Annotated in this window: 24 protein-coding genes, 1 pseudogene and 2 riboswitches; of the genes and pseudogenes, 7 read left to right on the top strand and 18 right to left on the bottom strand. The window is 61.7% G+C overall.

What is annotated here, in order from left to right; genetic code table 11:
- The 3 genes and pseudogenes from HHJ19_RS01625 to HHJ19_RS01615 all read right to left on the bottom strand — a co-directional run.
- Positions 1 to 233: pseudogene (locus HHJ19_RS01625) on the bottom strand (serine/threonine protein kinase); the annotation flags it as partial.
- Complete coding sequence (locus HHJ19_RS01620; RefSeq protein ID WP_296903494.1) at positions 230 to 982, bottom strand: metallophosphoesterase family protein; 753 nt, start codon at positions 980 to 982, stop codon at positions 230 to 232. The gene HHJ19_RS01620 and the pseudogene HHJ19_RS01625, both read right to left, overlap by 4 nt.
- A 319-nt stretch (positions 983 to 1,301) precedes the next feature.
- On the bottom strand, positions 1,302 to 1,679 hold the full coding sequence (locus HHJ19_RS01615) for a carboxymuconolactone decarboxylase family protein (protein ID WP_296903493.1): 378 nt from the start codon (positions 1,677 to 1,679) through the stop codon (positions 1,302 to 1,304).
- Positions 1,680 to 2,162: 483 nt separating this feature from the next.
- Here HHJ19_RS01615 and HHJ19_RS01610 point away from each other — a divergent pair, with 483 nt between their 5' ends.
- A complete protein-coding gene (locus tag HHJ19_RS01610; protein WP_296903491.1) occupies positions 2,163 to 2,792 on the top strand; it encodes a peroxidase-related enzyme in 630 nt (209 codons plus the stop codon).
- A 72-nt stretch (positions 2,793 to 2,864) separates the two neighbouring features.
- Here HHJ19_RS01610 and HHJ19_RS01605 read toward each other — a convergent pair whose 3' ends face one another.
- The 8 genes from HHJ19_RS01605 to HHJ19_RS01570 form a co-directional block, all read right to left on the bottom strand.
- Positions 2,865 to 4,097, bottom strand: a complete 1,233-nt coding sequence (locus tag HHJ19_RS01605) for a beta-ketoacyl synthase (protein ID WP_296903490.1) — start codon at positions 4,095 to 4,097, stop codon at positions 2,865 to 2,867.
- Positions 4,094 to 4,411, bottom strand: a complete 318-nt coding sequence (locus HHJ19_RS01600; RefSeq protein WP_296903489.1) for an acyl carrier protein — start codon at positions 4,409 to 4,411, stop codon at positions 4,094 to 4,096. The genes HHJ19_RS01605 and HHJ19_RS01600 overlap by 4 nt, the downstream gene beginning before the upstream one ends.
- Positions 4,408 to 5,742: an NAD(P)/FAD-dependent oxidoreductase gene (locus HHJ19_RS01595; RefSeq protein WP_296903483.1), complete on the bottom strand. Its 1,335-nt coding sequence runs from the start codon at positions 5,740 to 5,742 to the stop codon at positions 4,408 to 4,410. Before HHJ19_RS01595 ends, HHJ19_RS01600 begins: the two co-directional genes overlap by 4 nt.
- Positions 5,742 to 6,497 (bottom strand): methyltransferase domain-containing protein, encoded by a 756-nt coding sequence (locus HHJ19_RS01590; RefSeq protein WP_296903481.1) that lies wholly within the window; start codon positions 6,495 to 6,497, stop codon positions 5,742 to 5,744. The genes HHJ19_RS01595 and HHJ19_RS01590 overlap by 1 nt, the downstream gene beginning before the upstream one ends.
- Positions 6,498 to 6,543: 46 nt before the next feature.
- Complete coding sequence (locus tag HHJ19_RS01585) at positions 6,544 to 7,605, bottom strand: 3-oxoacyl-[acyl-carrier-protein] synthase III C-terminal domain-containing protein (protein ID WP_296903479.1); 1,062 nt, start codon at positions 7,603 to 7,605, stop codon at positions 6,544 to 6,546.
- 240 nt (positions 7,606 to 7,845) lie between these two features.
- Positions 7,846 to 8,268: a thioesterase family protein gene (locus tag HHJ19_RS01580; protein WP_296903477.1), complete on the bottom strand. Its 423-nt coding sequence runs from the start codon at positions 8,266 to 8,268 to the stop codon at positions 7,846 to 7,848.
- A 25-nt stretch (positions 8,269 to 8,293) separates the two neighbouring features.
- The gene (locus HHJ19_RS01575; protein ID WP_296903475.1) at positions 8,294 to 9,196 is read right to left on the bottom strand and encodes a DMT family transporter; all 903 of its coding nucleotides are present in this window, start codon (positions 9,194 to 9,196) and stop codon (positions 8,294 to 8,296) included.
- 114 nt (positions 9,197 to 9,310) lie between these two features.
- A complete protein-coding gene (locus HHJ19_RS01570) occupies positions 9,311 to 10,093 on the bottom strand; it encodes an SDR family oxidoreductase (protein ID WP_296903473.1) in 783 nt (260 codons plus the stop codon).
- A gap of 123 nt (positions 10,094 to 10,216) precedes the next feature.
- Between HHJ19_RS01570 and HHJ19_RS01565 the strand changes: the two genes are divergently transcribed.
- Both HHJ19_RS01565 and denD read left to right on the top strand, forming a co-directional pair.
- Positions 10,217 to 11,923, top strand: coding sequence for an electron transfer flavoprotein-ubiquinone oxidoreductase (locus tag HHJ19_RS01565; RefSeq protein WP_296903471.1), 1,707 nt, complete (start codon positions 10,217 to 10,219; stop codon positions 11,921 to 11,923).
- A gap of 192 nt (positions 11,924 to 12,115) precedes the next feature.
- Positions 12,116 to 13,141 (top strand): D-erythronate dehydrogenase, encoded by a 1,026-nt coding sequence (gene denD / locus HHJ19_RS01560; protein ID WP_296903469.1) that lies wholly within the window; start codon positions 12,116 to 12,118, stop codon positions 13,139 to 13,141.
- Between the two features lie 7 nt (positions 13,142 to 13,148).
- On the opposite strand, the gene HHJ19_RS01555 is transcribed toward denD, so the two are convergent.
- Positions 13,149 to 14,465, bottom strand: coding sequence for an MFS transporter (locus tag HHJ19_RS01555; protein ID WP_296903468.1), 1,317 nt, complete (start codon positions 14,463 to 14,465; stop codon positions 13,149 to 13,151).
- Between the two features lie 374 nt (positions 14,466 to 14,839).
- Positions 14,840 to 14,943: riboswitch (glycine riboswitch) on the top strand.
- 21 nt (positions 14,944 to 14,964) lie between these two features.
- Positions 14,965 to 15,066, top strand: a riboswitch (glycine riboswitch).
- Between the two features lie 137 nt (positions 15,067 to 15,203).
- Here HHJ19_RS01555 and gcvT point away from each other — a divergent pair.
- From gcvT to HHJ19_RS01535, 4 genes are all read left to right on the top strand, one after another.
- Positions 15,204 to 16,280 (top strand): glycine cleavage system aminomethyltransferase GcvT, encoded by a 1,077-nt coding sequence (gcvT, locus tag HHJ19_RS01550; RefSeq protein ID WP_296903504.1) that lies wholly within the window; start codon positions 15,204 to 15,206, stop codon positions 16,278 to 16,280.
- 51 nt (positions 16,281 to 16,331) lie between these two features.
- Positions 16,332 to 16,703 carry a glycine cleavage system protein GcvH gene (gene gcvH / locus HHJ19_RS01545; protein WP_296903466.1) on the top strand — a complete coding sequence of 124 codons (372 nt, stop codon included), beginning with the start codon at positions 16,332 to 16,334 and terminating at the stop codon, positions 16,701 to 16,703.
- Between the two features lie 32 nt (positions 16,704 to 16,735).
- Complete coding sequence (gene gcvP, locus HHJ19_RS01540) at positions 16,736 to 19,630, top strand: aminomethyl-transferring glycine dehydrogenase (RefSeq protein WP_296903465.1); 2,895 nt, start codon at positions 16,736 to 16,738, stop codon at positions 19,628 to 19,630.
- Positions 19,631 to 19,756: 126 nt separating this feature from the next.
- Complete coding sequence (locus HHJ19_RS01535) at positions 19,757 to 20,167, top strand: FKBP-type peptidyl-prolyl cis-trans isomerase (protein WP_296903464.1); 411 nt, start codon at positions 19,757 to 19,759, stop codon at positions 20,165 to 20,167.
- Between the two features lie 25 nt (positions 20,168 to 20,192).
- On the opposite strand, the gene HHJ19_RS01530 is transcribed toward HHJ19_RS01535, so the two are convergent.
- The 6 genes from HHJ19_RS01530 to HHJ19_RS01505 form a co-directional block, all read right to left on the bottom strand.
- Complete coding sequence (locus tag HHJ19_RS01530) at positions 20,193 to 21,068, bottom strand: alpha/beta fold hydrolase (protein ID WP_296903463.1); 876 nt, start codon at positions 21,066 to 21,068, stop codon at positions 20,193 to 20,195.
- A 36-nt stretch (positions 21,069 to 21,104) separates the two neighbouring features.
- Positions 21,105 to 21,998: an NUDIX hydrolase gene (locus tag HHJ19_RS01525; RefSeq protein ID WP_296903462.1), complete on the bottom strand. Its 894-nt coding sequence runs from the start codon at positions 21,996 to 21,998 to the stop codon at positions 21,105 to 21,107.
- Positions 21,999 to 22,445: 447 nt separating this feature from the next.
- On the bottom strand, positions 22,446 to 22,850 hold the full coding sequence (gene arfB, locus HHJ19_RS01520) for an alternative ribosome rescue aminoacyl-tRNA hydrolase ArfB (protein WP_296903461.1): 405 nt from the start codon (positions 22,848 to 22,850) through the stop codon (positions 22,446 to 22,448).
- A 40-nt stretch (positions 22,851 to 22,890) separates the two neighbouring features.
- Entirely contained in the window at positions 22,891 to 23,346 is a 456-nt protein-coding gene (gene aroQ, locus HHJ19_RS01515) for a type II 3-dehydroquinate dehydratase (protein WP_296903460.1), read from the bottom strand.
- Between the two features lie 101 nt (positions 23,347 to 23,447).
- The gene (locus HHJ19_RS01510; RefSeq protein WP_296903458.1) at positions 23,448 to 24,233 is read right to left on the bottom strand and encodes an alpha/beta fold hydrolase; all 786 of its coding nucleotides are present in this window, start codon (positions 24,231 to 24,233) and stop codon (positions 23,448 to 23,450) included.
- 8 nt (positions 24,234 to 24,241) lie between these two features.
- Complete coding sequence (locus HHJ19_RS01505; protein ID WP_296903456.1) at positions 24,242 to 24,640, bottom strand: carboxymuconolactone decarboxylase family protein; 399 nt, start codon at positions 24,638 to 24,640, stop codon at positions 24,242 to 24,244.
- Between the last annotated feature and the right edge of the window lie 332 nt (positions 24,641 to 24,972).

The following is a 24,972-nucleotide window of genomic DNA, read 5'->3' as shown; positions in this document are numbered from 1 at the left end:
GCCACTGGGGGGCCCTTAAACACCGTGAGGATTTGCCGCTCCACTTCAAAACCGACGATGTTTTCAGCGCCATCGCCCTGGGTCATGCGCGGCACTTTCATGACCATCGGAAAAGGCGCGCGCCGCGACGCATCGGCAAAACTTGCCTGATAAATGTGCGCCATGCCGCCAGCATGCAGGCAGTCCCCCACCAGAAAGCCATCCATGAGCGTGCCGGCTGTGAGCAACTTCACAATCCCTGCTCCAGCCTGCGGGCGAAAAATTCCGGCAGGCCCGCCGCGCGGATATCCTGCGCAGCGGCCAGGTGGTCATACGCGACCCGGTGAAAAGTCAGCTCGGCGCGGTCCGGATCAAACATGGCATACATGGCCAGTGGATTGCCGTCGCGCGGCTGTCCGACCGAGCCGATGGTGGCAATCCAGCGGCGGTGCGGCAATACCGGAATAGGGACTTCGGGGGTGGGCATGAAGCGCATGAGTTGCTGGCGCAGACCGCGAAAATAAAGCGTCTGGTGATGCACATGGCCGCCAAAGACATAGCGAATGCGCGCGTCCGCACAAGCCGCGTCAAGGCTGGCCGCCGCCCGGTGCTCATTGTCCACATAGTGCCAGCGCTGTGGCGCATCGGCACTGGCATGCACCAGGAAAACCGAATTGTCGCTCGCGGTCAAGGGCAGGCCCGCCAGAAATTCCAGCTCTGCCGCGCCGAGCTGCGCATGCGTCCAGGCGGCACCGCCCTCGTCAGCGGCGAGCGCCTGGCCGGACAAGCTGACGGCCAGCGCGTCATGATTGCCTTGCACCACCAAAGCGCCCGCGCGAGCCAGCGCGCGGACCCGGCGCACCACGGCGGCGGGCTGGGCTCCGTAACCTACCAGGTCGCCCAGCACGGCAAAACGGCTTGCGCCAGACGCCTGGGCATGCGCCAGACAGGCGTCGAGCGCTCGAAGGTTGGCATGTATGTCAGAAAGCAATGCAATTTTCATGATGCGCTCTGAAGTTGTTTCCACAATCGGGCGGCCGGCTGATACGACGCTTTCTGCGCCGAACGCAGACCGTCGTGAGCGGCTCCGCGTCACCCTGCTGAAGCCTTGCCCCGATGGTAGCGCCGCGAGCCGTTCCGGCGACCCGCCAGGCTGCCCTGACACCGCTGGCCGCCAGCGAACGGCAATTCCCCCAAAGGCGGTATATTGCTATAAATTAAATAGCTGAACATAGCCGTACTTGTTGGACCTGCGGCCAAAAACACTCCTAAAACCAGTCAAAGCCAGTGTCAACCGGTCCAAACCGGATCGCCCGGCTGGCTCATGCTTTTCGCGGACCATCCACCACCTCGGCAGCCGTCCTGAACGCTTCGACCGCCGTCGGCACACCGCAGTACACGGCGGCGTGCAGCAGCACTTCCTGCAACTCGGCAGGCGTTGCGCCGTTATTGAGCGCACCCCGCAAATGGCCCTTGAGCTCATGCTGCCTTCCCAGCGCCGTCAGCATCGCCACCGTGATCAGGCTGCGGGTTTTGAGATCCAGGCCCGGCCGCTGCCAGACATCGCCCCAGGCCTTGGCGGTGATGTGCTCCTGGATCGGCCGGGTGAAATCGGTGATGCCCGCCAAAGCATTGGCGACAAATTCCTCGCCCATCACCTGCCTGCGGGTGGTCAGGCCTTTTTCGTAGTCGGATTCCATGCGGCAATTGCTCCTGAAAAACTGCCAGCATAACGGCCGGTTTCAGGTGTTTGCTGACGAAAGCCTTAAATATTGACGGATGAATGCGCGCTTGCCGTGGCGAATGAGCCTGACCTCAATAGTCTTTAGCCAATAGCTTGAGTCCATGCGCAACAACCGAACCACCAGATTCCGGTCAACAGCAACCACCGCGATGGTGCGATGGTGCGGTGGCACGATGCGGGTCGGCAACACTAACGGCAGCCGGATTGGCGATGAACCCAACAGGCACGGTCGACCGCAGGAGCAGCCTGACTCTGCAGAGCCGCCATGCTCAATCGACGGGGCTGCCGACCCCTGGAACCACCCGCATTGACGACTATTATTATTGGTAAACAGACAAGCTGTTTTTACCGCCCTGCGCCTTTTTGTTGAACATGCCGCGCGCTTCCAGAACGTATCATGGCCAGACCAACTTTTGCCCAAACCGGAAAGAGACAAGACATGCCAGTTCGCTACCCCGCGCCCGATTTGAACGACCTGCCCGACGACATCAAGGCCAAGGTACTTGAAGTCCAGGAAAAAGCCGGTTTCGTGCCCAATGTGTTTCTGGCGCTGGCCCGCCGCCCCGCCGAATGGCGTGCGTTCTTCGCCTACCATGACGCGCTGATGCTGAGGGAGGAAAGCGGCAACCCCGAGGGTTCATTGACCAAGGGCGAGCGCGAAATGATCGTCACCACCACGAGCGCGGCGAACCACTGCCTTTATTGCGTGGTGGCGCATGGCGCAATCCTGCGGATTCACGAAAAAAAACCGCTGGTGGCCGACCAGGTCGCGCTAAACCATCGCAAGGCCGACATCACGCCGCGCCAGCGCGCCATGCTCGACTTCGCGATGAAGGTCTGCCTCGAATCCGAGCAGATCGAGGATGCCGATTTTGATACGCTGCAGGCGCACGGCTTTAGCAACGAGGATGCCTGGGACATCGCTGCCATCACCGCCTTCTTTGGCCTCTCGAACCGCATGGCGAACTTCAGCGGCATGCAGCCAAACCCGGAGTTTTACCTGATGGGGCGAGTGCCGAAAACGGCCAAGCCGGTGGCCGCTGAAACGGGTTCCCCCGCCAGCCATTGACGCTGACAGCGTGTCTGCCCTGCGGCAAAACGCCGCAGGCCCGGGCCAGAATCGCTACGCACCGAAAGGGCCTCAGGGCGCCGCCCGCAAGGCCAGTACCGCATTGGTGCCGCCGAAGGCAAAAGAGTTTGAAAGCATGGTGCGAATCGCAACGCCTTCGCGCGCCACATTGGGCACATAGTCCAGATCGCACTCGGGATCGGCAACCCGCAAGTGCATTGTCGGCAAGGCCACCGAGTGCCGCATCGCCAGCAGCGACAGGACAAGCTCAAGCGCCGCGCTGGCGCCCAGCAAATGACCATGCACGGCCTTGGTCGCACTGATCGGGATGCGAGGCGCGCGGTCGCCAAATACCGCCTTGATCGCGGCGGTTTCAACGCTGTCATTGGCCCGCGTCCCCGTGCCGTGCGCGTTGATCGCATCAATCGCGGACACATCAATTGCCGCGGAGTCAAGGGCCGCGCGGATCGCGGCCGCCTGCCCCGCCACGCTGGGCTGGGTGATATGGCCGGTGTCGGTGGTCAGCCCATAGCCCACCACCTCACCGTAGATCGATGCGCCCCTGGCCACTGCGCGGTCCCAGGTCTCGAGCACCACCACGGCGGCGCCCTCGCCCAGCACCATGCCGCTGCGATTTTTCGAAAACGGCTTGCACGACGTGGCGGGATCATCGGCATCGATGCTTGCCACGGTTCGAAGCGCTTCCCAAGCTTTCAGTGAGCCCAGCGTAAGCGGCGCCTCTGCGCCACCGGCAACGGCAAGCTCAAGATCGCCGCGCCCCAGTTTTTGCCAGGCCTCGCCAATCGCCACCGCCGATGAAGAACAGGCGGTCGAGTACGTCAGGTTCGGCCCCCCGAAGCAGTGCTCTATACCGATCCACGCCGCGGGCGCGTTGTGCATGCCCATGAAAATCATGAATGGCTTGATGCGGTCTGAGGCTTCTCCGTAAAGAGTCTGGTAACCGCCGTCCAAGGTGTTGATGCCGCCCATGCCCGTGCCGAGGAAAACGCCGGTGCGGGTGCGGTCGGCGGCTGAAAACCCGGCGTTCGCATCGGCAAGCGCGCGCCTTGCGGCCACCAGGGCGAACTGGCTGACGCGATCAAGCATGCGCAGCTTGGGCGGCTCGAAATGTTCGGCCGCATTGAACTGCACGGTCGCGGCGAGCGGAGTGACCAGCCGCTGCGCAAACGGCAGATCGAGCCGGTGAATGGCGGACCGGCCAGCGCGGGCAGCATCAAAAGCTTCCTCCGCGTCATGGCCGAGTGGCGAAACCACGCCGACGCCAGTCACCGCCACCCGCCTCATGACGGATCGGGCTTGAGCAGGCCGGTGTCGCCCGCTGACGGACCCGCCACACCCGGCTCCGGCGCATCCGGGCGAGTTTTGCTGGCCAGGATCAATGCGTCGATGAAGCGGACCACATCGCCCACCGTCGGCAATTCGACCGGTTCCGGCGGCAAAGTGATGCCAAATTCGTCCTCGACATTAAACAGCAGCTCGGCCATTCCGAGCGAATCTATGCCCAAGTCAGCAAGCGGCGCATCGAGGGCCAGCTTTGACGGTTCGATCTTGTATTCCGCCACCAGCATTTTGCAAAGCCAATCGTAAGTTTCAGTCATGAAATGCCTTCCTTGTTCACTGAGGTGACTTGTACCGCGTCGGGCCATGCCAAAACCGGCTCTGCCGGTTTGCCGGCCAGGCCAGCCGCCAGCCATGCGATGCTTGCCGGCGTGGGCGCACAGCGCAGTTTGCCGCTCCAGCGTGCACCCTGCGTCAGCAGCGATGGCCAATAGCTTAAGCCCGCCAGCAAAGGTGCGCAAACAGCAGGCCGCATCGCCAGCTGCGCGAACATGGCGGCCCAGCGCAGGCGGGATGTGAAATGGTGACGCCAGTCAGCGTTGTAGCGGACGCGCACGTCGCGCGCCCATTGCGGAGCCGGGGTGTCGGTTTTCCGCGCGGCCGGACGCAAAAGCCGGGCGCACAGCAACCAGGCAGACTGCATGGCCATGCTCATGCCTTCGCCGATGATCGGGTGGGCCTCGCCCGCGGCGTTTCCGATGCGAAACAAGGGGTCGTCATCGCGCAGCCGGATGCCGGGATCAATCGGGCCCGACGCCAGCCAAACGCCGCCACGCCGCGCGGTGGCCAGCGCCTTGGCAACACCCTGGCACTCGCGCTTCAGCATGGCCTCGACCGCCTCCCCCGCACTCAGTCCCGGTGCCGCACTGCGGCAGGCCTCCCGCCGGTCCTGGCGGATGCAGCAAGCGAGTGTCAGGGTGCCCTGATCGCCGACCACCATGCCGCCATAACCACCCTTGAACGAAAGCACTGGCAGCAAGCCATCGGCCAGGCTTGCGCCGCTGAAGTTGGCCTTGAAAGCAAACAGGTCAGCCGGCTTGCGGGCAAAGCGCCGGCTTTGCCGGCCTGAGGGCAGCGCTTCCCACGAGCCGTGGGCGGCAATCAGCACCGGCGCATGAAGTGTGTCCTTTTCGCCGGACTCCACGCAGCGGATCTCGCAGCGATGGTCACCTGCCGACCCGCCGAGCGCCTGCACCGACCAGGGCTGCAGCACCACGGCCCCAGCCGCCCTGGCCTGCTCCAGCAGCAGCGTGTCCAGCGTTTCACGCCCCAGCGCCCTGCCCCACGCATGACGGGGGTCACTGGCAGCCGGCAGGTCGGCCATGATGGCGCGTTTGCCCTGCATCAAGGCCACCCGCCGCAGGGGCGGCCCGGCCAGGGCATCGAATCCAGCGCCAATACCGAGCGCGTCAAGCAGCGGCAGATTGCTCGCCGCAATGCATTCCCCGCAAACCTTGCGCCGTGGAAAGCGCTGCTTTTCGACCAGCGCCACCGACCAGCCAGCCCGCGCCAGCAGGATGGCAGCCGTCGATCCCGCCGGACCGGCGCCCACGATAACGGCGTCGAAACGGCTTGGCCGGTCGTTTTGCATCAGAAGGTTCTCCCGTTTTGGTTCGAGCGCCGCAAGGCCGAAAAACAGTGACTGAAAAAGCCGGCTGAATAATCCTTCAGCATCCACTCGGCGCCGCCTGGCGGCCAGAGCGCCGAAATCTCCCCTTGCTGAAACCCGGCGTGAACGCTCAGTACGGCGTCTTCACGCGTGACGGCGTTGGCACCCATCACGCCGACCAAGTGGCTGCCAGCCAGTGCAAGCACGCCACGGCGCGGTTCACAGGCCAGGAAGCTGTTGGTGCGCGTCGCAATCGCGCCCAGCAGCGCATCCAGCTGGACGCCCTCGAAGTGGTGAAGGAACAAATTCACGATGATGACATCCCAGCGTGGCTCAGCCCTTGCATCGTGCGGTGCGCTGTCACTGGCAACCCAGTCGAACACGTCGCATACCCGGGCGCTGGCGTGCCAGCCCAGCGCGGCATAGCCTGCCAGCGTCGCAGTGCTGACAAGGTTCTGCCGATCCAGCAGTTCCAGCCGTGCGGCTGGCCCATTCTTTTTCAATGCGCGGGCAACACACCGCATCAGGGTGCCATCACCGGCGCCGAGTTCAAGCACGCGAAGTGGCGCGGCCGCGCGGCGAGAGGCCGTCAGTTCGCGCAGCGCCCGCGCCACGATCCCGCGCGTCCCCATCGCCAGGTGCACGCGCTGCAGGTCGCGCCTGGAACGGATCGCGGACGGATCGTCTGCGGCCAGCCCGTCCAGTGTTTCAGCAGCGACGACCCGGCGCATGCTCATAAAAATTCCCCATGTGCTGGCCAGCGTCCGGCTTGCGTCGGGCGCCTCAAGTTCGTACTTCCAACAATGCGCCATGACAGCTGAAGCCGGCGCCGAATGCTGACAGCCACCACCATCCGTCGGGTGCGTCGTCGGCCAGTGCGGCCTGCAGCACGAAATAGACAAAAGCGCTCGACAGATTGCCGTATTCGCGCAGCATGGCGGCGCTGTAACGCAAATCCTCGTGCTGCAGACCAAGGCTGCGCTCCAGCGTGAGCAGGACGTCGCGCCCACCGGCATGCATGATCCAGGCGCTCATGTCGGCGCTGGCTAGTCCCGCGCGCTGAAGCACCGTGTCGCGCACGCGGACGGCATATTGGCCAGCCAGCGCCGGCACGCCGCGGGTCAGGATGTTGCGCAGCATGCCGGCGCGCTGCTCGAACTTCAGCGCGTCGCGCTCGGCCGGCTCGATCAGCGATGCGTTGTCCATCCATTCAATACGTCGGCCGGACGCGGCTGGCGTGCGCGACAGCACGGCCGCGCCAGCGCCGTCACCAAAAAGGCAGGCGCTGATCAACACACCAGGATCGTTGTCCAGGTACATGGCCGCGCTGCTGACCTCAACGCAAATAGACAGCACATGCTCGCAAGCGCCCGATGCCAGCAGCGCGCGGCCCAGCTGCAGGTTGGGCAGCGCTGCGGCGCACCCCTGCCCGACCAGGTCGAAGGCCTGGATGTCGGCGCGCAGTCCCAGACGCTCGGCCACGTGACCCGACAGGCCGGGGCACACATAGCCGGTACAGGTGCTGACCACCACGGCGCCGATCTGCCGCGCGTCCAGCCCGGCATCGGCCAGCGCCCGTGTAGCGGCCTGGGCTGCCAGCACGGGTGCGTGATCGAGAAAGCGCCGGGAAAGCGTGTCCGGGTCAATGCAGAACACTTCGGCCAGCGAATCAACCGCCAGCCGGCGCGCCTCGATGCCGTTGTCGCGCTGAAGAACCGTTCGCGCGACCAGGTGGGCGCGCGCGTCGAGCCGATCGAACCAGTCGGAACTCTGAAACGCCTCCAGACATTCGGCTTTGGTGTAGCGCGTGGCGGGTGTGGCGGTTCCGATTCCGAGGAAGAACATAAGGATAAGCGCCTGACAGACAGAAAAGATTCGAGAATACACCGCGCCAAGATCTACCCGCGCGGCCAATACCGCGTCGCACAGTAGGAGGGGGTCGCCAGCCTTGCCCACTTGAAAAGAGCCTTCGCCGCGAGGCGCGGAAAGCCCGCTTCGCAATTCGCGCAGCCAACCAGTTTGCTATTTATTCAATAGCACAAAGTAACCATAAAAAATGGACATACACGGTATTTTTCCTAAAATTCATGATTCCACCAGCTGGCGCATCCAGTCAGGCAGTGTTTTGGCCTTTTGCGCCGGAAAATCGACCCAGATAGTGGTGGCACCTCCCGCCGCGCAGATCACGCCGGGCCGGTCCACGCGTTCCATGGTGGCCCAGCTTTCAAAGGTGGTACGGCCCGGGTCGCTGACAAACATCTTGATCAGCACATCGCCCGGATACTCCAGCTGCCTGTAGAAATTGCAAAAGGCATTGACGATGACCGGGCCTTCGCCTTGTGGGTCGGGCTGGCAGCCAATGGCGTACATCCAGTCAATCCGGACGGTTTCCATGTAACGAAAATAAGTGCCGTTATTCAGGTGGCCCATCGCATCCATGTCGCCCCAGCGGATGGCAATGCGCATTTCGTGGACCAGCTTTTTCTTCTCGGGTATTTCAATTTTCATGTTGCGGCAAGTAGTTTGCACGGGCTCAGCGGTGAGCCCGTATCGAGGCCAGAATGCCCAGCGTGAATAAGGCGCAGGCGGCGAACTGTGCGGGAGCGGGCCAGTGGCCATCCCAGGCAAAAGAATACAGCAGGGCAAAAATGGTTTCGCTGACGATCAGCTGACCGCACAGGCTCGCGCTGAGCCGCTGGCTGGCCATGTTCCACAGGATGGTCGCCAGCCAGGTTGAGCCAAAACCTGCCAGTGCGCAGAGCAACACAAATCTTGCCCAGTCGTCGCGCGCAGCCAGCACAGTCACGCTTGAGCCGGCCGCCAGCCACATCAGCAGCGCGCCGAGGCCGGTGGCCACGCCCAGCCAGTTGGCCCAGTCGGTGGCGTTGACCTCGGGGTGGCGCTTGAGCCATGCAGAATTGAGAACCGCAAACACCGTCCAGCACACCAGTGAGACCATGACAAAAGCAATGCCGCGCCAGAAATGCAGGTTGGCCCCGGCTGTCATGCGCTGCGTGGAGCCCATCATGAGCAGCAGCCCCGCCAGGGTGAGCGCCAGCCCGGGCAGCAGTGACGACCAACGCAAACCCTGCGGTTTGCCCAGCAGCATGATCCACAGCGGAATCGTGCCGATAATAAGCGTTGGCACTTCGGTGCCGGCATCGCGCACGGCCAGCACCAGCAAGAGGTAATAGCCGCTAAACCCAAGCACGCTCATGAGCAGCGCGGCTGCCGCCTGACGTGGGGTAGGAAGGCTGCGGCTGCGCAAGCCGATAAGCATGACGGCGGCGGCCACAAAGCCGTAAACGGCGAAGCGCCCGGCGGTGAGATCGACCGAAGAATAGCCGCCGCCGCCCATGGGAAGCATGCGCGGCGCAACGAACACCAGACCCCACAGCGCGCCCGCCGCCAGACCCGCCAGAACCCCGCTCAGCACTCAAATACCGCCATCGGCAGGGCGCTTGGCCGCCGCGCCTGGCCGTCCCAGGCAAGGCCAGCCCCCCCGGAAGGCAGCGCGGCATCCGAAACGACGGGCATGAGGGCCCTGTTGTCAGACCCCAAAACCGTCATCCGCAGCAATGATGGCGCCGTTGACGAAATGGCTTTCACCGCTGGCGAGGAGGACTAGCAATGCGTCCAGATCCTCCGGCTTGCCGATGCGCTTGCGCGGCAGCATCTGGACCAGCTTTTTGCCCTGCTCGGTTTCCCAGTGATGGTGGTTGATTTCGGTGTCGATGTAGCCCGGGCAAATGGCGTTGACGTTGATACCGAACTTGCCCCACTCCAGCGCCATGGCGCGGGTCATCTGCACCACGGCCGCCTTGCTCATGCAATACACGCCAATCTGCGGCAACACGCGCAGCCCGGCCATCGATGCAATGTTGATGATCCGCCCGCCCCGATAGGTGCCCGGAGCCGCACCCTTCGCGTGGGCCAGCATGCGTTTGCCAACTTCCTGCGCAACAAAAAAAGCGCCTTTGACGTTGGTGTTGAAAACGAAGTCAAAGTCGTCTTCATCGACATCCTGAAGCCGTTGCGTGGTGCTCACGCCGGAGTTGTTGACCAAGATGTCGATGGGGCCGACTTCGGTTTCGGCATGGGCCACGCAGGCCTTGATGCTGGCGTGATCCGTCACATCGAGCATGATCACATGGGCGTCGCCCCCTTCAGCCTCGATCTGGGCGCGCAAGTCTTTCAGCTTGTCGATCCGGCGGCTGGCCAGCACCACGGCGGCGCCGGCGCGGGCAAGGGTTTTTGCAAATTGCGAACCCAATCCACCCGACGCGCCCGTCACCAGCGCGACACGACCCGAAAGATCGATGCTGAAAGCCATTAGAGACTCCTCTCAATATTAGGAATGCATACAAGCAATCGTCCGCTGAGTTGCCGGTTCACGACATAAAATCAGTCGCGAGTCCGACAACCCGTTCTGAAATTCATTATCAGCGAGTCCCCGATGAAACCCCAAGAGATTCTGGCCCAGTTTGGCCCCCGTGAAGCAATGGAATATGACGTGGTCGTTGTGGGCGGAGGACCTAGCGGCCTCGCCACGGCGATTCGCCTGAAACAGCTGGCGGCTGAAAAAGGCAAGGACGTTTCCGTCGTCGTGCTGGAAAAAGGCTCAGAGCCGGGCGCACACATCCTCTCGGGCGCGGTGATGGACCCGAAGGCCCTGAGCGAACTGCTGCCAGACTGGAAAGCGCTGGGCGCGCCACTGAACCAGCCCGTTACCAGCGATGAAGTGCTGTTCCTGAGCAAGACCGGCACAGCCAGAACACCGGCATTTTTCGTGCCGGACTGTTTTCACAACAAGGGCAATTACGTCATCAGCCTGGGCAACGTGACGCGCTGGCTGGCACAACAGGCAGAAAACCTTGGCGTGGAAATTTTCCCCGGCTTTGCGGCTGCCGAAGTGCTTTATAACGACGATGGCGCCAAAAATGGAGGTTTTCCCTCGGTAAAAGGCGTAGCCACGGGCAATCTGGGTGTGGGCAAGGACGGCGAGCCGACCGACCACTTCCAGCTGGGCATGGAACTGCACGGCAAATACACCGTGTTTGCCGAAGGCGCGCGCGGCCATCTGGGCCGCCAACTCATCGCGCGCTACAAGCTTGATGAAGGCAAGGACCCTCAGTCCTACGCGCTGGGCGTGAAAGAACTCTGGGAAATCAATCCGGACAAACACCAGCCCGGCCTGGTTGTGCACACCGCTGGCTGGCCGATGGACAGCCAGACCTACGGCGGCGGCTTCATGTATCACCTGGAGGGCAACCAGGTGACGCTCGGCTTTGTGACCGGGCTGGACTACAGCAACCCTTACCTCAGCCCGTTTGAGGAAATGCAGCGCTGGAAAACGCATCCCGCCATCCGGCAATATCTTGAAGGCGGCAAGCGCATCAGCTACGGCGCGCGGGCCCTGACGGCAGGCGGCGCGCTGAGCCTGCCCAAAACCGTGTTCCCCGGCGGTGCGCTGATCGGCTGCGAAGCTGGCTACCTGAATGCCGCACGCATCAAGGGCAGCCATGCGGCGATCAAGACCGGCATGCTGGCCGCCGAGGCCGCTTACGCTGCCGTGACTGCAGGACGCCAGCACGACGAATTGAGCGCCTACCCCGCAGCCTACGCCAAAAGCTGGCTGGCCGACGAGCTGAACCAGGCGCGCAACTTCAAGGCCTGGTTCAAGAAAGGACTGTACGTCGGTGCGCTGATGACCGGCATCGAACACTGGTTGCTGCCGCGCCTGGGCATCAAGAGCCCGCCATGGACGATTCACCGCAACAAGCCCGACTACGCGATGCTGAAACCCGCAGCGCAGTGCCAGCCGATCGTCTACCCCAGGCCTGACAACAAGATCACCTTCGACCGGCTGAGTTCCGTGTTTGTATCCAACACCAACCACGAAGAAAATCAGCCGGCTCACTTAACGCTGAAGGATGCCAGCGTGCCGGTCAACATCAACCTGGCCATCTATGCCGGCCCCGAAAGCCGCTACTGCCCGGCCGGTGTCTATGAATACGTGAAGAACGAGGACAACTCCGATCGCCTGCAGATCAATGCGCAAAACTGCGTGCATTGCAAGACCTGCGACATCAAGGACCCGACACAAAACATCGTCTGGGTCACACCCGAAGGCGGCGGCGGCCCCAACTACAGCGGCATGTAGGCGCTGCAGACGCGCCTTTTACACGCGCAGCAATCCGAGTGCTACCAGCTCAGCCGCTGTCAACCTGGAGAACCTGGAGTTCCGGGTTTCCATGCGCCCGCAAGCGCGGGAGCGGCTAACCGGACTCTGCTCGCGCTAGACTGCACCGTGAACGGATTCCGCTCCACTGACTCACCAGGAGACACACTCACCATGAACATCGTGATCACCGGCGGCGCCGGGTTTCTGGGCGCGAGGCTGGCCCGCCAGCTGCTTGCGCAGGAGGAATTTTCGCTTGCCGGCAACGCCCCGCAAACCATCCAGAGCATTACGCTGGTTGACCGGGTGGCGCCCCCGGCGGATCTGGCCAATGAGCCGCGCATCCGCGCCGTGATCGGTGACCTCAACCTGCTTTTTGAACGAAATACGGCTGGGGTCCAGGTAATACGGTCACAAGACGCTATCATTTTTCATCTTGCGGCGGCTGTCAGCGGTGAGTGCGAGGCGGATTTTGATCTCGGCATGCGGAGCAATCTGGACGCCACGCGCGCATTGCTGCAAGCCTGCCGCGCCTTGAAAACCTGTCCTACCGTGGTGTTTGCCAGTTCGCTGGCGGTCTTCGGTAATTCGCCCGAGCAACCGCTGCCCGCCGTGATTGACGACCGTACTTTGCCGACGCCGCAAAACAGCTACGGCATCCAGAAATTCATCGGTGAGCAACTGGTGGCCGATTACGCCCGCAAAGGTTTCATCCGCGGCCGCAACGTTCGCCTGATGACCGTCAGCGTAAGGCCCGGCAAGCCCAATGGCGCGGCGTCCAGCTTTCTGAGCGGCATGATCCGCGAACCGCTGGTGGGTCTGAGGGCATCCTGCCCGGTGCCGCCGGAAACCGCCGTGGCGCTGTCGTCGCCCGCCCGCACCATTGAAGGCCTGATACGCGCCGCGCAAGCGAGCGACGCCGAGTGGGGCGCCCGTAGCGCCGTCAATCTGCCGGCGCTCAAAACCCCCGGGGGCGAAATGGCCGCGGCGCTGGAGCGCGTCGCCGGCATTGCCGCGACCGCACTAATCGACTGGACACCCGACCCGGTGATTCAGAAAATCGTCACCAGCTGGCCTGCACACATCAACGCAGCTCGTGCCGGCGCTCTGGGTCTGCTGGCCAGTGAAAGCTTCGATGACATCATTGACGAATACCTGCGCGAAAATCCGGCTGCCGCGACATTCGCGCGGCAACCGTAATCCAGGGCTATTTGTTGACAAGCCGCGCCGGCACGCTCAGTGTCAGCAGCGCACCCAGCACCATCGAGCCAGCCAGCATGTACATGCCAGTGTTCGTGGTTTGAGTCAGGTCCTTCAGCCAGCCGACCAGAAACGGGCTGACAAACCCAGCGAGATTTCCGAGGGAGTTAATCAGTGCTATTCCCGCGGCTGCGCCGGTACCGGCAAGAAACGCCGTCGGCAGGCTCCAGAACAAGGGCAGGGTCGTGAGGATGCCCATGGTTGCCACGGTCAAGGCAGTCATGGCCAATACCGTGCTTTGCCCCCAAACAGCACTGAGCACCAGGCCGGCAGCGCCCAGCAGCGCGGGAATGGCAATGTGCCAGCGCCGTTCACGACTACGGTCAGCACTGCGAGACACCAGAATCATCGCGACCACCGCAGAGCCATAAGGAATCGCAGTCAAGAAACCGATCTGCAGCGCGTCTTTCACACCAGTGGCCTTGATGATCGTCGGCAACCAGAAGCTGACACCGTAAAGCCCCATCACGAAGGTGAAGTAAATCAGGCTCATCAACCAAACGCGTGGGTCAGCAAACACGGCGCGAATTGACAGATCCTGCTTGCCGGTGTTTTCCACGACGATATTGCGCTCCAACAACGCTTTTTCCTCGCTCGTCAGCCATTTGGCTTGTTTGATGCTGTCATCAAGATAGAAAAAGGTGACGATGCCCACGAGGACTGAGGGCAGACCTTCCAGAATGAAGAGCCATTGCCAGCCCTTCAAGCCGTTGACACCCGCAAAGCTTTGCATGATCCAGCCAGACAACGGGCCACCAATCACGCCTGACAACGCAATCGCGCTCATGAAAAGTGCGGTCATGCGGGCGCGGCGGGCTGCCGGATACCAGTAAGTGAGATACAAAATGATGCCGGGAAAGAACCCTGCCTCGGCCACACCGAGCAGGAAACGCATCACATAAAAACTGGTTGCAGACTCAACAAACATCATGCCCGCAGAAATCACCCCCCAGGTCACCATGATGCGCGCGATCCACACACGAGCGCCGACCCGATGCAGGATCACGTTGCTCGGGACTTCGAACAGGAAGTAGCCAATAAAAAAGATGCCCGCACCCAGGCCATAAATCGTCTCGCTGAATTTCAGGTCTTGCAGCATCTGCAGCTTGGCGAAGCCAACATTGACGCGGTCAAGGTAAGCCACCACATAACAAATCAGCAAAAAAGGGATTAAACGCCACCCAACCTTGTTGTAGGTCGCAGTCTCAAAGCTGTCTGGAACTGAACTTGCCTCCCCCCCACTAGCACGCGAATTTATTTCCATGTTGTCTCCTCGTTGTGAAGCCATTGGGTAGAGTTCCACGATGGAGTGCCGCCCAACCGCCTAGCGAAGTCTACTGCCACTTTTTACTCTCCGCCCGGACGACGATCAGGTTAAGCATGGCCGCGTCGAAAAGTTCAAAAATAATTTTTGCGTCGGTCATTTTTGCGACTATTTCTAGGGTTTTCCCCTGCTTTAAGGCGATTCCCGCCGCTGCGCAAAACCGACTGAGGCTGCGCTATGCTAAAACTTGGCGCAAAAGCGCGTGAAAAGCGCCGACAGGCCTGTTGGCTGGTGGCTGACGGCAGCCGCTCTCTGCGGGAGTTCAGACTCTGGATTGACTGAGGCAGCGAACAGATGGCACTGCATCCGTTACACTCGGCCGGTCAGGAGAGAGTTTTCACCACGAAAACCGCCGAAGGCGCATGTGTCACCCTCAATGGTGCACTGAACGCTCAGGCAAAAGGACTGGCAACCGCCCTCCAGCGCACAGCGCCTGAGGGCGTTCCCTACTGGAGAGAGGTCGCTTTCAAAGCGGCCCACCGAAGGAGCAAACCTGCATCGCCAGGCGAATCTCTCAGGTAAAGTGGACAGCAGGGGCAGCGCATGGTTTGTTGACCATGGATCCATGTTTGCCCCCGGAGAACGCCAGTGTCCGATCCAGCGCCTACCCCCCCTGCCACGCCGCAAGATCTTCTACAGACCCCCCTGCATGACTTGCATCTGGAACTCGGTGCGCGCATGGTGCCGTTTGCCGGTTACTCCATGCCGGTGCAATACCCCGCAGGGCTGATGGCCGAGCATCTGCACACACGCAGCGCCGCCGGTCTGTTTGATGTGTCGCACATGGGCCAACTGCGCCTGGTCGGGCGTGATTCAGCCGCCGCGCTGGAGAGCCTGATGCCGGTGGACGTGATCGACCTGGCCGCTGGCAGGCAGCGCTACGGCCTGCTGCTCAATGAAAACGCCGGCATCATCGACGACCTGATGTTTTTCAACCGCGATTACGCCAATGGTGGCGACTTGTTTATCGTCGTTAACGGTGCCTGCAAGGTCGGCGATATTGCCCATATCCAGCAAAAAATCGGCGCTCGCTGTGAGGTCATTCCGCTGCCCGGGATGGCGCTGCTGGCATTGCAGGGACCGCAGGCCGTGAACGCCTTGCAGCGACTGGCGCCCGGCGTTGAAAAACTGGTCTTCATGAGCGGCGGCCGCTTCACAGTAGCGGGCTGCGACTGCTTCCTGACCCGCAGCGGCTACACCGGGGAAGACGGCTTTGAAATTTCCGTGCACGCCTCGCAGGCTCTTGCCCTGGCCCGCTCGCTCTTGGCGCAGCCCGAGGTCAAACCCGTCGGCTTGGGCGCGCGCAATTCGCTGCGCCTGGAAGCCGGCTTGTGCCTTTACGGCCACGATATCGACGCCAGCACCACGCCGGTAGAAGCCAGCCTGAACTGGGCCATCCAGAAAGTCCGTCGCACGGGCGGCGCGCGGACCGGCGGTTTTCCGGGTGCTGAAAAAATTCTTGCCCAGCTGGACCACCCAGTCACCACTTTGACTAGAAAACGTGTCGGCTTGATGGCCCTAGAGCGAATTCCGGTTCGCGACCAGACGGAGCTGCAAAGTACGGACGGCATGCCCATCGGTGAAGTCACCAGCGGGCTGCTCGGCCCCAGCATCAACCGGCCGGTCGCCCTGGGCTATGTGAAACCGGAATTTTCCGCCGTCGGCAGCCGACTTAATGCCATGGTGCGCGGCAAACCGGTAACCATGGAAGTGACGGCCACGCCTTTTGTCCCCAGCCGCTACTATCGCGGCTGATTTCGTTTTTTACCGTTTCATTTCCAATTCATCGAACCTGCGGAGAACCCCATGACTGTCAAATACACCGAAGACCACGAATGGCTCAAGATTGACGGCGACACGGCTACCGTCGGCATCACCGTGCATGCGCAAGACGCGCTGGGCGATGTGGTGTTTGTCGAGCTGCCCGCCGTGGGCACCGTCTTCGCGCAAAAAGACACCGCCGGCGTAGTGGAGTCAGTCAAGGCTGCGGCCGACGTCTACATGCCGGTCAATGGCGAAGTCATTGAGGTCAACGAGGCCCTGCGCGCCGATCCTTCCCTGGCCAACAGCGACCCGCTGGGCGGGGGCTGGTTTTTCAAGGTCAAGCTGTCCGATCCGATCCAGCTCGACGCCCTGATGGACGAAACCAGCTACACGACTTATTCGGCTGCCGCCTGATTTTTTGCCACTGCCTTACACAAGACCGCTCTATGTTGATGCAATCCGCCAAGCCGCTCGGCGAGCTTGAAAACCCCTCCGAATTCATTGCGCGCCACATCGGCATCGACGAGCAGGACGAAGTCCACATGCTCAGCGTGGTGGGTGCGGCCTCGCGCCGGTCACTGATCGACGGGATAGTGCCGCGCTCGATTGCGCGAAGCAGCGCCATGGTCATCGCGCCACCGGTGACGGAAGCCGCAGCGCTCAGGCAGCTCAAGGCGATGGCGGCGAAGAATCAGGTGTTCAAGAGCTTTATCGGCCAGGGTTACTACGGCACCTTCACGCCCGGCGTCATCTTGCGCAACGTGCTGGAAAACCCAGCCTGGTACACCGCCTACACGCCTTATCAGGCTGAAATTTCACAAGGTCGACTTGAGGCGCTGCTCAACTTCCAGACCATGGTGTGCGATCTCACCGGCATGGCCGTTGCCAATGCGTCAATGCTTGACGAAGCCACCGCAGCCGCCGAAGCCATGACACTGGCCAAACGCATTGTGAAGAGCAAAAGCAATGTCTTCATCGTGGCAGGTGATTGCCATCCGCAGACTCTTGAAGTCATCCAGACCCGCGCCAAGCCGCTGGGCATCGAGGTCAAGGTGAGCACCGCGCTAGCCACCGTGCCGCAGCTGATGGCCGAGGGTGGCTACTTCGGCGTGCTGGCGCAATACCCGGCCACCACCGGCAGCATTCATGACCTGCGGCCGCTGGCTGGCCAGGCACACGCCGACGGTGCCGCACTTTGCGTGGCGGCTGACCTGCTGGCGCTGACCTTGCTGGCACCACCGGGCGAATGGGATGCCGACATCGTGCTCGGCAGCACGCAGCGGTTTGGCATGCCGATGGGCAATGGCGGCCCGCACGCGGCCTACCTGGCTTGCCGCGACGAGTTCAAACGCTCGCTGCCGGGCCGCTTGGTCGGCGTCAGCGTGGATGCGCACGGAAACCCCGCCTATCGGCTGGCGCTGCAAACCCGCGAGCAGCATATCCGGCGTGAAAAAGCCACTTCCAACATCTGCACCGCGCAAGTGCTTCCCGCCGTCATGGCGAGCATGTATGCGGTCTATCATGGCCCGCTGGGACTGAAACGCATTGCCGAGCGCGTCGCCGCTTACACCGCCATTTTTGTGCGCGGCCTGCAGACGCTGGGTTACGAAATAACCAACTCTGGCGTGTTTGATTCGGTCACGATCAAGACGGGGGATGCTACTAATTTAATAGCTGAACGTGCCCGTCAATCAAGGACTAACTTGCGTTTCAGGTTAAATAATCACCTGGGTGTGTCGCTGGACGAAACCACCAGCCGCAGCGATATCGAGCTACTGTGGTCCTTCTTTGCCCAACCCGGCCAGACCGTGCCTGTGGTCAGCGCCTTCGAAAAAGGCATTGAGTCGCTGATTCCGTCCGACTTGCGCCGCACCAGTAAATTCCTGACGCATCCGGTGTTCAATTCCCACCATTCCGAAACAGGGATGCTGCGCTACATCCGCATGCTGGGCGACAAGGACCTGGCACTGGACCGCAGCATGATTCCGCTGGGTAGTTGCACCATGAAGCTCAATGCGACCAGCGAGATGATTCCCATCACCTGGCCCGAGTTTGCCGATATTCACCCGTTCGCGCCGCAGGACCAGCTGCAAGGCTACGCCGAACTCGACCAGCAATTGCGCGACTGGCTGTGCCAGGCCACGGGTTATGCCGGCATCAGTCTGCAGCCCAATGCCGGTTCGCAGGGCGAATACGCCGGCCTGCTGGCCATCAAGGCCTATCACGATGCCAACGGTTCAAGCCACCGCCATATTTGCCTGATCCCGGCTAGCGCCCATGGCACCAATCCGGCAAGCGCGCAGATGGCCGGGCTGCAGGTCGTGGTGACCGCCTGCGATGCCAGTGGCAATGTGGACATGGCCGACCTTAAGGCCAAGTGCGAGCAATATAGCGCCCATTTGGCCTGCGTGATGATCACCTATCCCAGCACGCACGGCGTGTTTGAAATTCACGTCAAGGAACTCTGCCAGCTGGTGCATTCACACGGCGGACGGGTCTATGTGGACGGGGCCAACATGAATGCACTGGTGGGCGTGGCGGCACCCGGGGAATTTGGCGGCGATGTGAGCCACCTGAACCTGCACAAAACCTTCTGCATTCCACATGGCGGCGGCGGGCCGGGCGTGGGTCCGGTGTGCGTGGTGGCGGATCTCGTGCCCTATCTGCCTGGCCATGCCACCGCGGGCCTGCCAGTGAATGGCGTGGGGGCGATCTCGGCAGCACCTTTGGGCAATGCGGCGGTTTTGCCGATCAGCTGGATGTACTGCCGCATGATGGGCCCCGAAGGCCTGAAGCAGGCTACCGAGGTGGCTATTTTGAGCGCCAACTACATCAGTTCGCGCCTGAAAGATCACTATCCGACGCTCTACGCCAGCGAAAATGGCCATGTTGCGCACGAATGCATACTTGATCTGCGATCGCTCAAGGACAGCAGCGGGGTGAGCGCCGAAGACGTTGCCAAACGCCTGATGGACTACGGTTTTCATGCGCCGACCTTGAGCTTCCCGGTGCCCGGCACGCTGATGGTGGAACCCACGGAGAGCGAAACTCTGGCCGAGCTGGACCGCTTCATCAACGCCATGATTGCCATTCGTCAGGAGATTCGCAAAATCGAAGACGGGCATTGGCCGCAAGACAACAACCCACTCAAGCACGCGCCGCACACCGTCACCAGCCTGATGGGCGCCGACTGGGAACGACCCTATTCCCGCGAAATCGGCGGCTTCCCGCTGGCCACGTTGAAGCAGGTCAAGTACTGGCCGCCAGTCGGCCGGGTGGACAATGTTTATGGCGACCGCAATCTGTCTTGCAGCTGCGTGCCGGTCGGCGACTACGCCTGATTCAGCAACACGCCGCGCTGTAGCGTTTCGTAACAGTGGTTCTCGCAAGATGGGGATAATTCAGCAGCACAACTTCAGTGCGCTGGCCCATCAATCACTCACCTTACCTGCCTAACCCCATTCACAATGAAAATCACAAAGACCTTGCTTGCCCTGAACGTTACCCTGCTGATTACCGGCACCGCGTTTGCCGCAGCACCTTCAGAAACACTGGCCTCGGGCGTAAAAATTGTCCATGAGGTGGACGGTAACGGCCCTCAGCCCAAGGCGTCGGACACCGTGCGTGTCCATTACCGCGGCACGCTTGCCGATGGCAAGGAATTTGACAGTTCCTTCAAGCGAGGCACGCCCGCCACCTTCCCGCTCAACCGCGTCGTACCCTGCTGGACCGAAGGCATGCAAAAAATAAAGGTCGGAGGCAAGGCAACATTGACCTGTCCGCCAGCCACCGCCTATGGCGATCGCGGCGCTGGCGGTGTCGTTCCACCCAACGCAACGCTGACTTTTGAAGTCGAACTGCTGGGAATCGAAAAATAAGCGCGGCCAAAAAAACCCGCGCCGACTACAAGTCCGGGCCAAGCACTGAGAGAAGCGCCTCATTGAAGGCGTCAGCCCGCTCGAACTGAACCCAGTGGCCTGCCCGTTCAATCAGCCTGAGTGATGCGAAACCAACGGCCTGCCGCAGGGCGGGCTCAAGGGCCTGCATGCGGCCCCTGTAAAGCGCATCTTCATTGCCGTAAATGGCATCAACGGGGCAACGCACCTGTGCCAAGCGTCGAGCCAGCAAGTCAGTGCGCGAAAGACTACGCCCTTTCATGCGGTCGCGCAGCAAGTTGGCCACATGCAGGCGCAAGGCCAGCTCGGTTATCGCCTCCGGACGATAGAGCATTAGCGCCGCCAGGTTGCTGCGATGAACGGCATCGCGCTGGGCCAGCTCAGGCAGGTGCCGCCAGGAACTCAGCCGGATGGCCTTCTCTGGCGCTATGCCCAGCCCGGGCGCCCCAACCAGAACCAACTGACTGGCGCGCGACGGAAACTGCGCGGCGATAAAACCTGCCACCATGCCGCCGAACGAAAAGCCCACCAGATCACACGCGCGATGACCAAGCAGAATTTTCAGACCCTGCTCGATCGGTTCAGGCACTGCATCAGCATCGGTGCCGAACAAGGGCATGGCCGAATCACCAAAACCCGGCAAGTCGGGCACAAGCACCTCGCGTCCCGACTGGACCAGCGCAGGAATATTGCGCAGCCAGTGCGTCCAGCTGCCGCTACCGCCATGAAAAAGCACGACGGGCGAGAGACATTGCCTGCAGCTTTGTTCACCCCAACGGTGCCAGACTACAACGCCTGATCCGCCAGGTGTTTCTGCGCGGGTAGCGAGAAGCAAAAGCGCTTGCGCTTCAGCGGGCAACGCCGGTTCTGTCAATCGACTCATATCTTGTTTATGCCCAGCGGCCAGTGCCCAGAGCCATTACAGAAACAGGGCATCAAAGCCGTCGACGGGCTCAAAACGCTTGTTGCGGTAACACAAACGGGTGGGACCGGGAAGCGCCTGCTCACGCACCGAATGGCATGCATCACCCGGATAGCAAATCACCCTGCTGCCCTCAAGCTCAAAAGGCTCAGGCTGGATCACCGGCGGCGGCCGGATACCCGCCGCCGCCAGCACGCTGCGCACATCGGCATGACGCGACAGGTGCGCCAGGCTCATGATCTGAGGCGGAGCCAGATCGATCTGGCCAGACCAGTATTGTTCAAGCGCCGTTCGCGGGCTGAGCCAGATACTTTCGGTGGTTTCAAAGTTGTCGTGGCGCGCTACCTGACCTGGCGGCATGGCAGCCACAAAAAATCGGGTGTCAAATCGTTTATTCATCACTGAGGGCGCGGTCGGCGTGATCCAGCGTGACCAGGGCACGATACTCCGGGTCTGCATGCGCAGCCCCGTCTGCGCCAGCACCGTGTTGAAAGCATGACCTGCGCGCAGCAACGCAGCTGCCCGCGAGAGCCAGTCTGCAGAATCAAGCGTTTGCCTGGTGGCCTGCTGGGCAAATAGCACACCGGACTCTTCGAAAGTTTCCCGCAATGCCGCCACATACAGCCCGCCAGCCGTGCGCTCGCTGATGTCGGCCTCGTTCAGCGTGGCATGCAGCCGGCGCAGGGGTTGGTCCAGATGAGCCGCCATGTCAAGCTCGGCATCCGCCGCATCGACCTTACCTCCCGGAAACACATAGGCCCCGCCCAGCACGTCGGACCGGCTGTGGCGTTTCATCAGAAACACCTGCAGTCCCGCAGCCACGTCTCGCAGCATCACCACGGTGGCTGCGGGGCGAGGTGCTGTGGTGATGATTTCCCGATTCAATTCCATGACCTGCTTTCATTGGGGCTGCCGCACGGGCAACTGCCACGCATCCTGCGCTGCATAGGCTATCAGATTCGCAGCCGCCGGCCAGGAACCGGAGACTGACGAAACCCGCTGGTCCAACAATCATCTGACATTGACTATGCCGCCAGGTCCTGCAGCCACTGCATAGGTTGCACCAATTTGTCGCTGGTGACTTCGCGAGCATTGTGAAATTCGCTTTAGCGCAGCGTATTCGGCAACGCACGGACCGCGTTGCGGATGGCGCGGGCACTGACTACCGGAATCACTTGGTCCACCACGCCATGACCAACCCCCAACTGCCTGCCCTCCAGCTAGCTGAGGGAGCCATCAGCGGGACGATCTGATCGAACACACGACCATGCAGCACTCTGGCGCGTTCGGACAACCGGGCTGGCGTAAGGCTCTCGGGCGCCATTCCAGGAAAAGGCCTCACCGCAGCTTTCCGCGCAGCGCCTTGGTGGCCGACCGCTGGCTTTTACCTTCCAGGCGGCGCTGTCTGGAACCGTAGCTTGGCTTGGTCGCGCGCCTGGCTTTGGGCGGATTGGAGACACCATCGACCACTTCCTGCAAGCGCGCGAGGGCATCACTTCGGTTCATCTCCTGCGTTCGATGCTGCTGCGCCTTCAGAACCAGTACGCCTTCCTGCGTGATGCGATTGTCGCTAAGGGCCAGCAGACGGCTTTTAATCTCTTCGGGCAGCGACGAGGCCGCGATGTCAAAGCGCAGATGCACCGCGCTGGAAACCTTGTTGACGTTTTGCCCGCCCGCACCCTGCGCCCGGATGGCACTGAATTCCACCTCGCGCTCGTCCACCAGAAACTTCAGGGGTGGCATGCGTCAGCGCCTGCAGGCTTCGGAAGTTCACTCAAGTGAGTCAGACTGTCTGTGTCAGCTCAGCCAGACCCGCGATTGCCAGGGCATAACCTTTGATGCCAAACCCGGCCACCACGGCCTTGGCGACGGGTGAAATATAGGAATGATGGCGAAACGCCTCACGCGCATGCACGTTGCTGATGTGCAGTTCAATCAACGTCACACCAGACCCCTTGATGGCGTCGTGCAACGCTACGCTGGTGTGCGTGTAGGCGCCAGCGTTGAGCACTACACCCGCCAGTGTGCCGGCCGCCTCGGCTCGCCCTGCGTCATGAATCGCCTCGATCAGTATGCCCTCATGGTTACTCTGGCGAAAATCGAGCTTGAAACCGTGGGCGGCGCAGGCCTTTAAACACAGCGCCTCCACGTCAGCCAGCGTTTGCGAGCCGTACACGGCGGGTTCTCGCATCCCTAGTAAATTGAGGTTGGGACCATTCAGGACAAGGGCTGTTTTCATGACAGAGTCTTTCAGTGTGTGATCGGATTCCAGGTCGCGCATGCCGGCCAACAGCGCCCTGATTATCCGCTGGCGCAGCCGCGCCGCGCCGCTCAACGGCATCAGCCGGCTTGCTGCATGCCCCGAAGAAAAGGCTCCAGCAATTGGACGAAGGCTTCAGGCTGCTCCACGGCACTGAGGTGGGCCGCCGCCATTGTGCGCAACTGCGCGCCCGCAATGCTGTCGGCAATGGCTTGCGACATCGCCAGCGGTGCAGCTTCATCACGCGTGCCGCCTATCACCAGCGCCGGACAACGGATACTTTGGTTGCTGGCGCGAAAGTCGATGCTCGCGACCGCCCCGCAACTCGCCGCATAAGCGGCAGCGTCTGTTTTTTCCAACCGGCTCCGCAAGGCTGCCACGCACCGCGCGCCGCCACTATCGGCCCGGAATTCCGCAGTAAACCAGCGCTGCATGGCGCCGTCGGCAATCGCTGCGACACCCTGCGCCACCACCGTATCGACGCGGGCCCGCCACATGGCGCGCGCGGCACCGTCGTACCAGCTGGCCGAATTGGCCAGCACGATGCTTTGAACCCTCTCTGGATACCTGGCCGCCAGGGCCTGCGCGGTCATGCCGCCCAGACTCAGCCCGACAAAATGCACCGGACCTGCTGCCTGGCTGGCAATCAGGTTGGCGGCATCATCTGCAAAAAGGTCGATGTTGTAGGGCCCGGGCGGTGCTTCGGATTGACCATGGCCGCGGTGGTCATACCGCAAGACGGTGTATTGATTTTTCAGCAAGGCGCTCACGCTGTCCCACATACCCAGGTCGCAACCCAGCGCGTGGCTTAAAACCACCAGCGGGCCCTGACCCTCCCGGGTCCAGTTCAAGACGGGTTTGTGCATGGTCTTGTTCAATCTGCGGCGGCCAAAAGGCCTTTTTCACGCAGAATTTCGCCCGCCACTGCAAACGCATGGTTGGCGGCGGGGACGCCGCAATAAATGGCCGCCTGCAAGATCACTTCCTTTATGTCCGCTGGCGTGAGCCGGGACTCCGGCGGACCACCCAGCGCGGCGCGCACATGCAAGGCAAATTCCTCGTGGGCCTTCAGCGCGATCATGGTGGACAGCACCATCAGGCGCCGCGTTTTGTCACCGAGGGCGGGGCGTCCCCAGATTTCGTGCCATGCATAGCGCGTGATCAGATCCTGGAATTCGCCATTGAAAGCATTGCCGCCAGCCTCCGCCTTGTCTACCCATGCATCACCAAGTACCCGGCGCCGGTTGACCATGCCTTTGTCGTAATCACTCATCCTCATGACCTCGTGCTTTCCTTGTATTGATCCGTTTGCCGGTGCGACGTTTCAAAAACCAATCCCCGGAGGTCGGAGCAGGTGTTCAGGTTAATCTGCAATAGCGCGGCTACGCCATTCCCCTACCCACCGCACCGCTGGCACGCCCTACCTGAATGCCGGTCTTGCCGAAGGCTGGACTGAACAAGGGCAACGTCACTCACATGCAGCAAGGCGGCGGCATTTTTTAAAGACTTTTCGCGCACCCATATTGCTATTTATTCAATAGCACCACAATGCCATACTTACTGGACATACTGCCGATTTCATCATAAACCGTTCCTTCTGGGAGC

It is taken from the genome of Polaromonas sp. (genome assembly GCF_012927415.1).
Taxonomy (GTDB): Bacteria; Pseudomonadota; Gammaproteobacteria; order Burkholderiales; family Burkholderiaceae_C; genus Polaromonas.
Note: the sequence above shows the minus strand (reverse complement) of the source record. Positions and strands in the feature narration are given on the sequence as shown.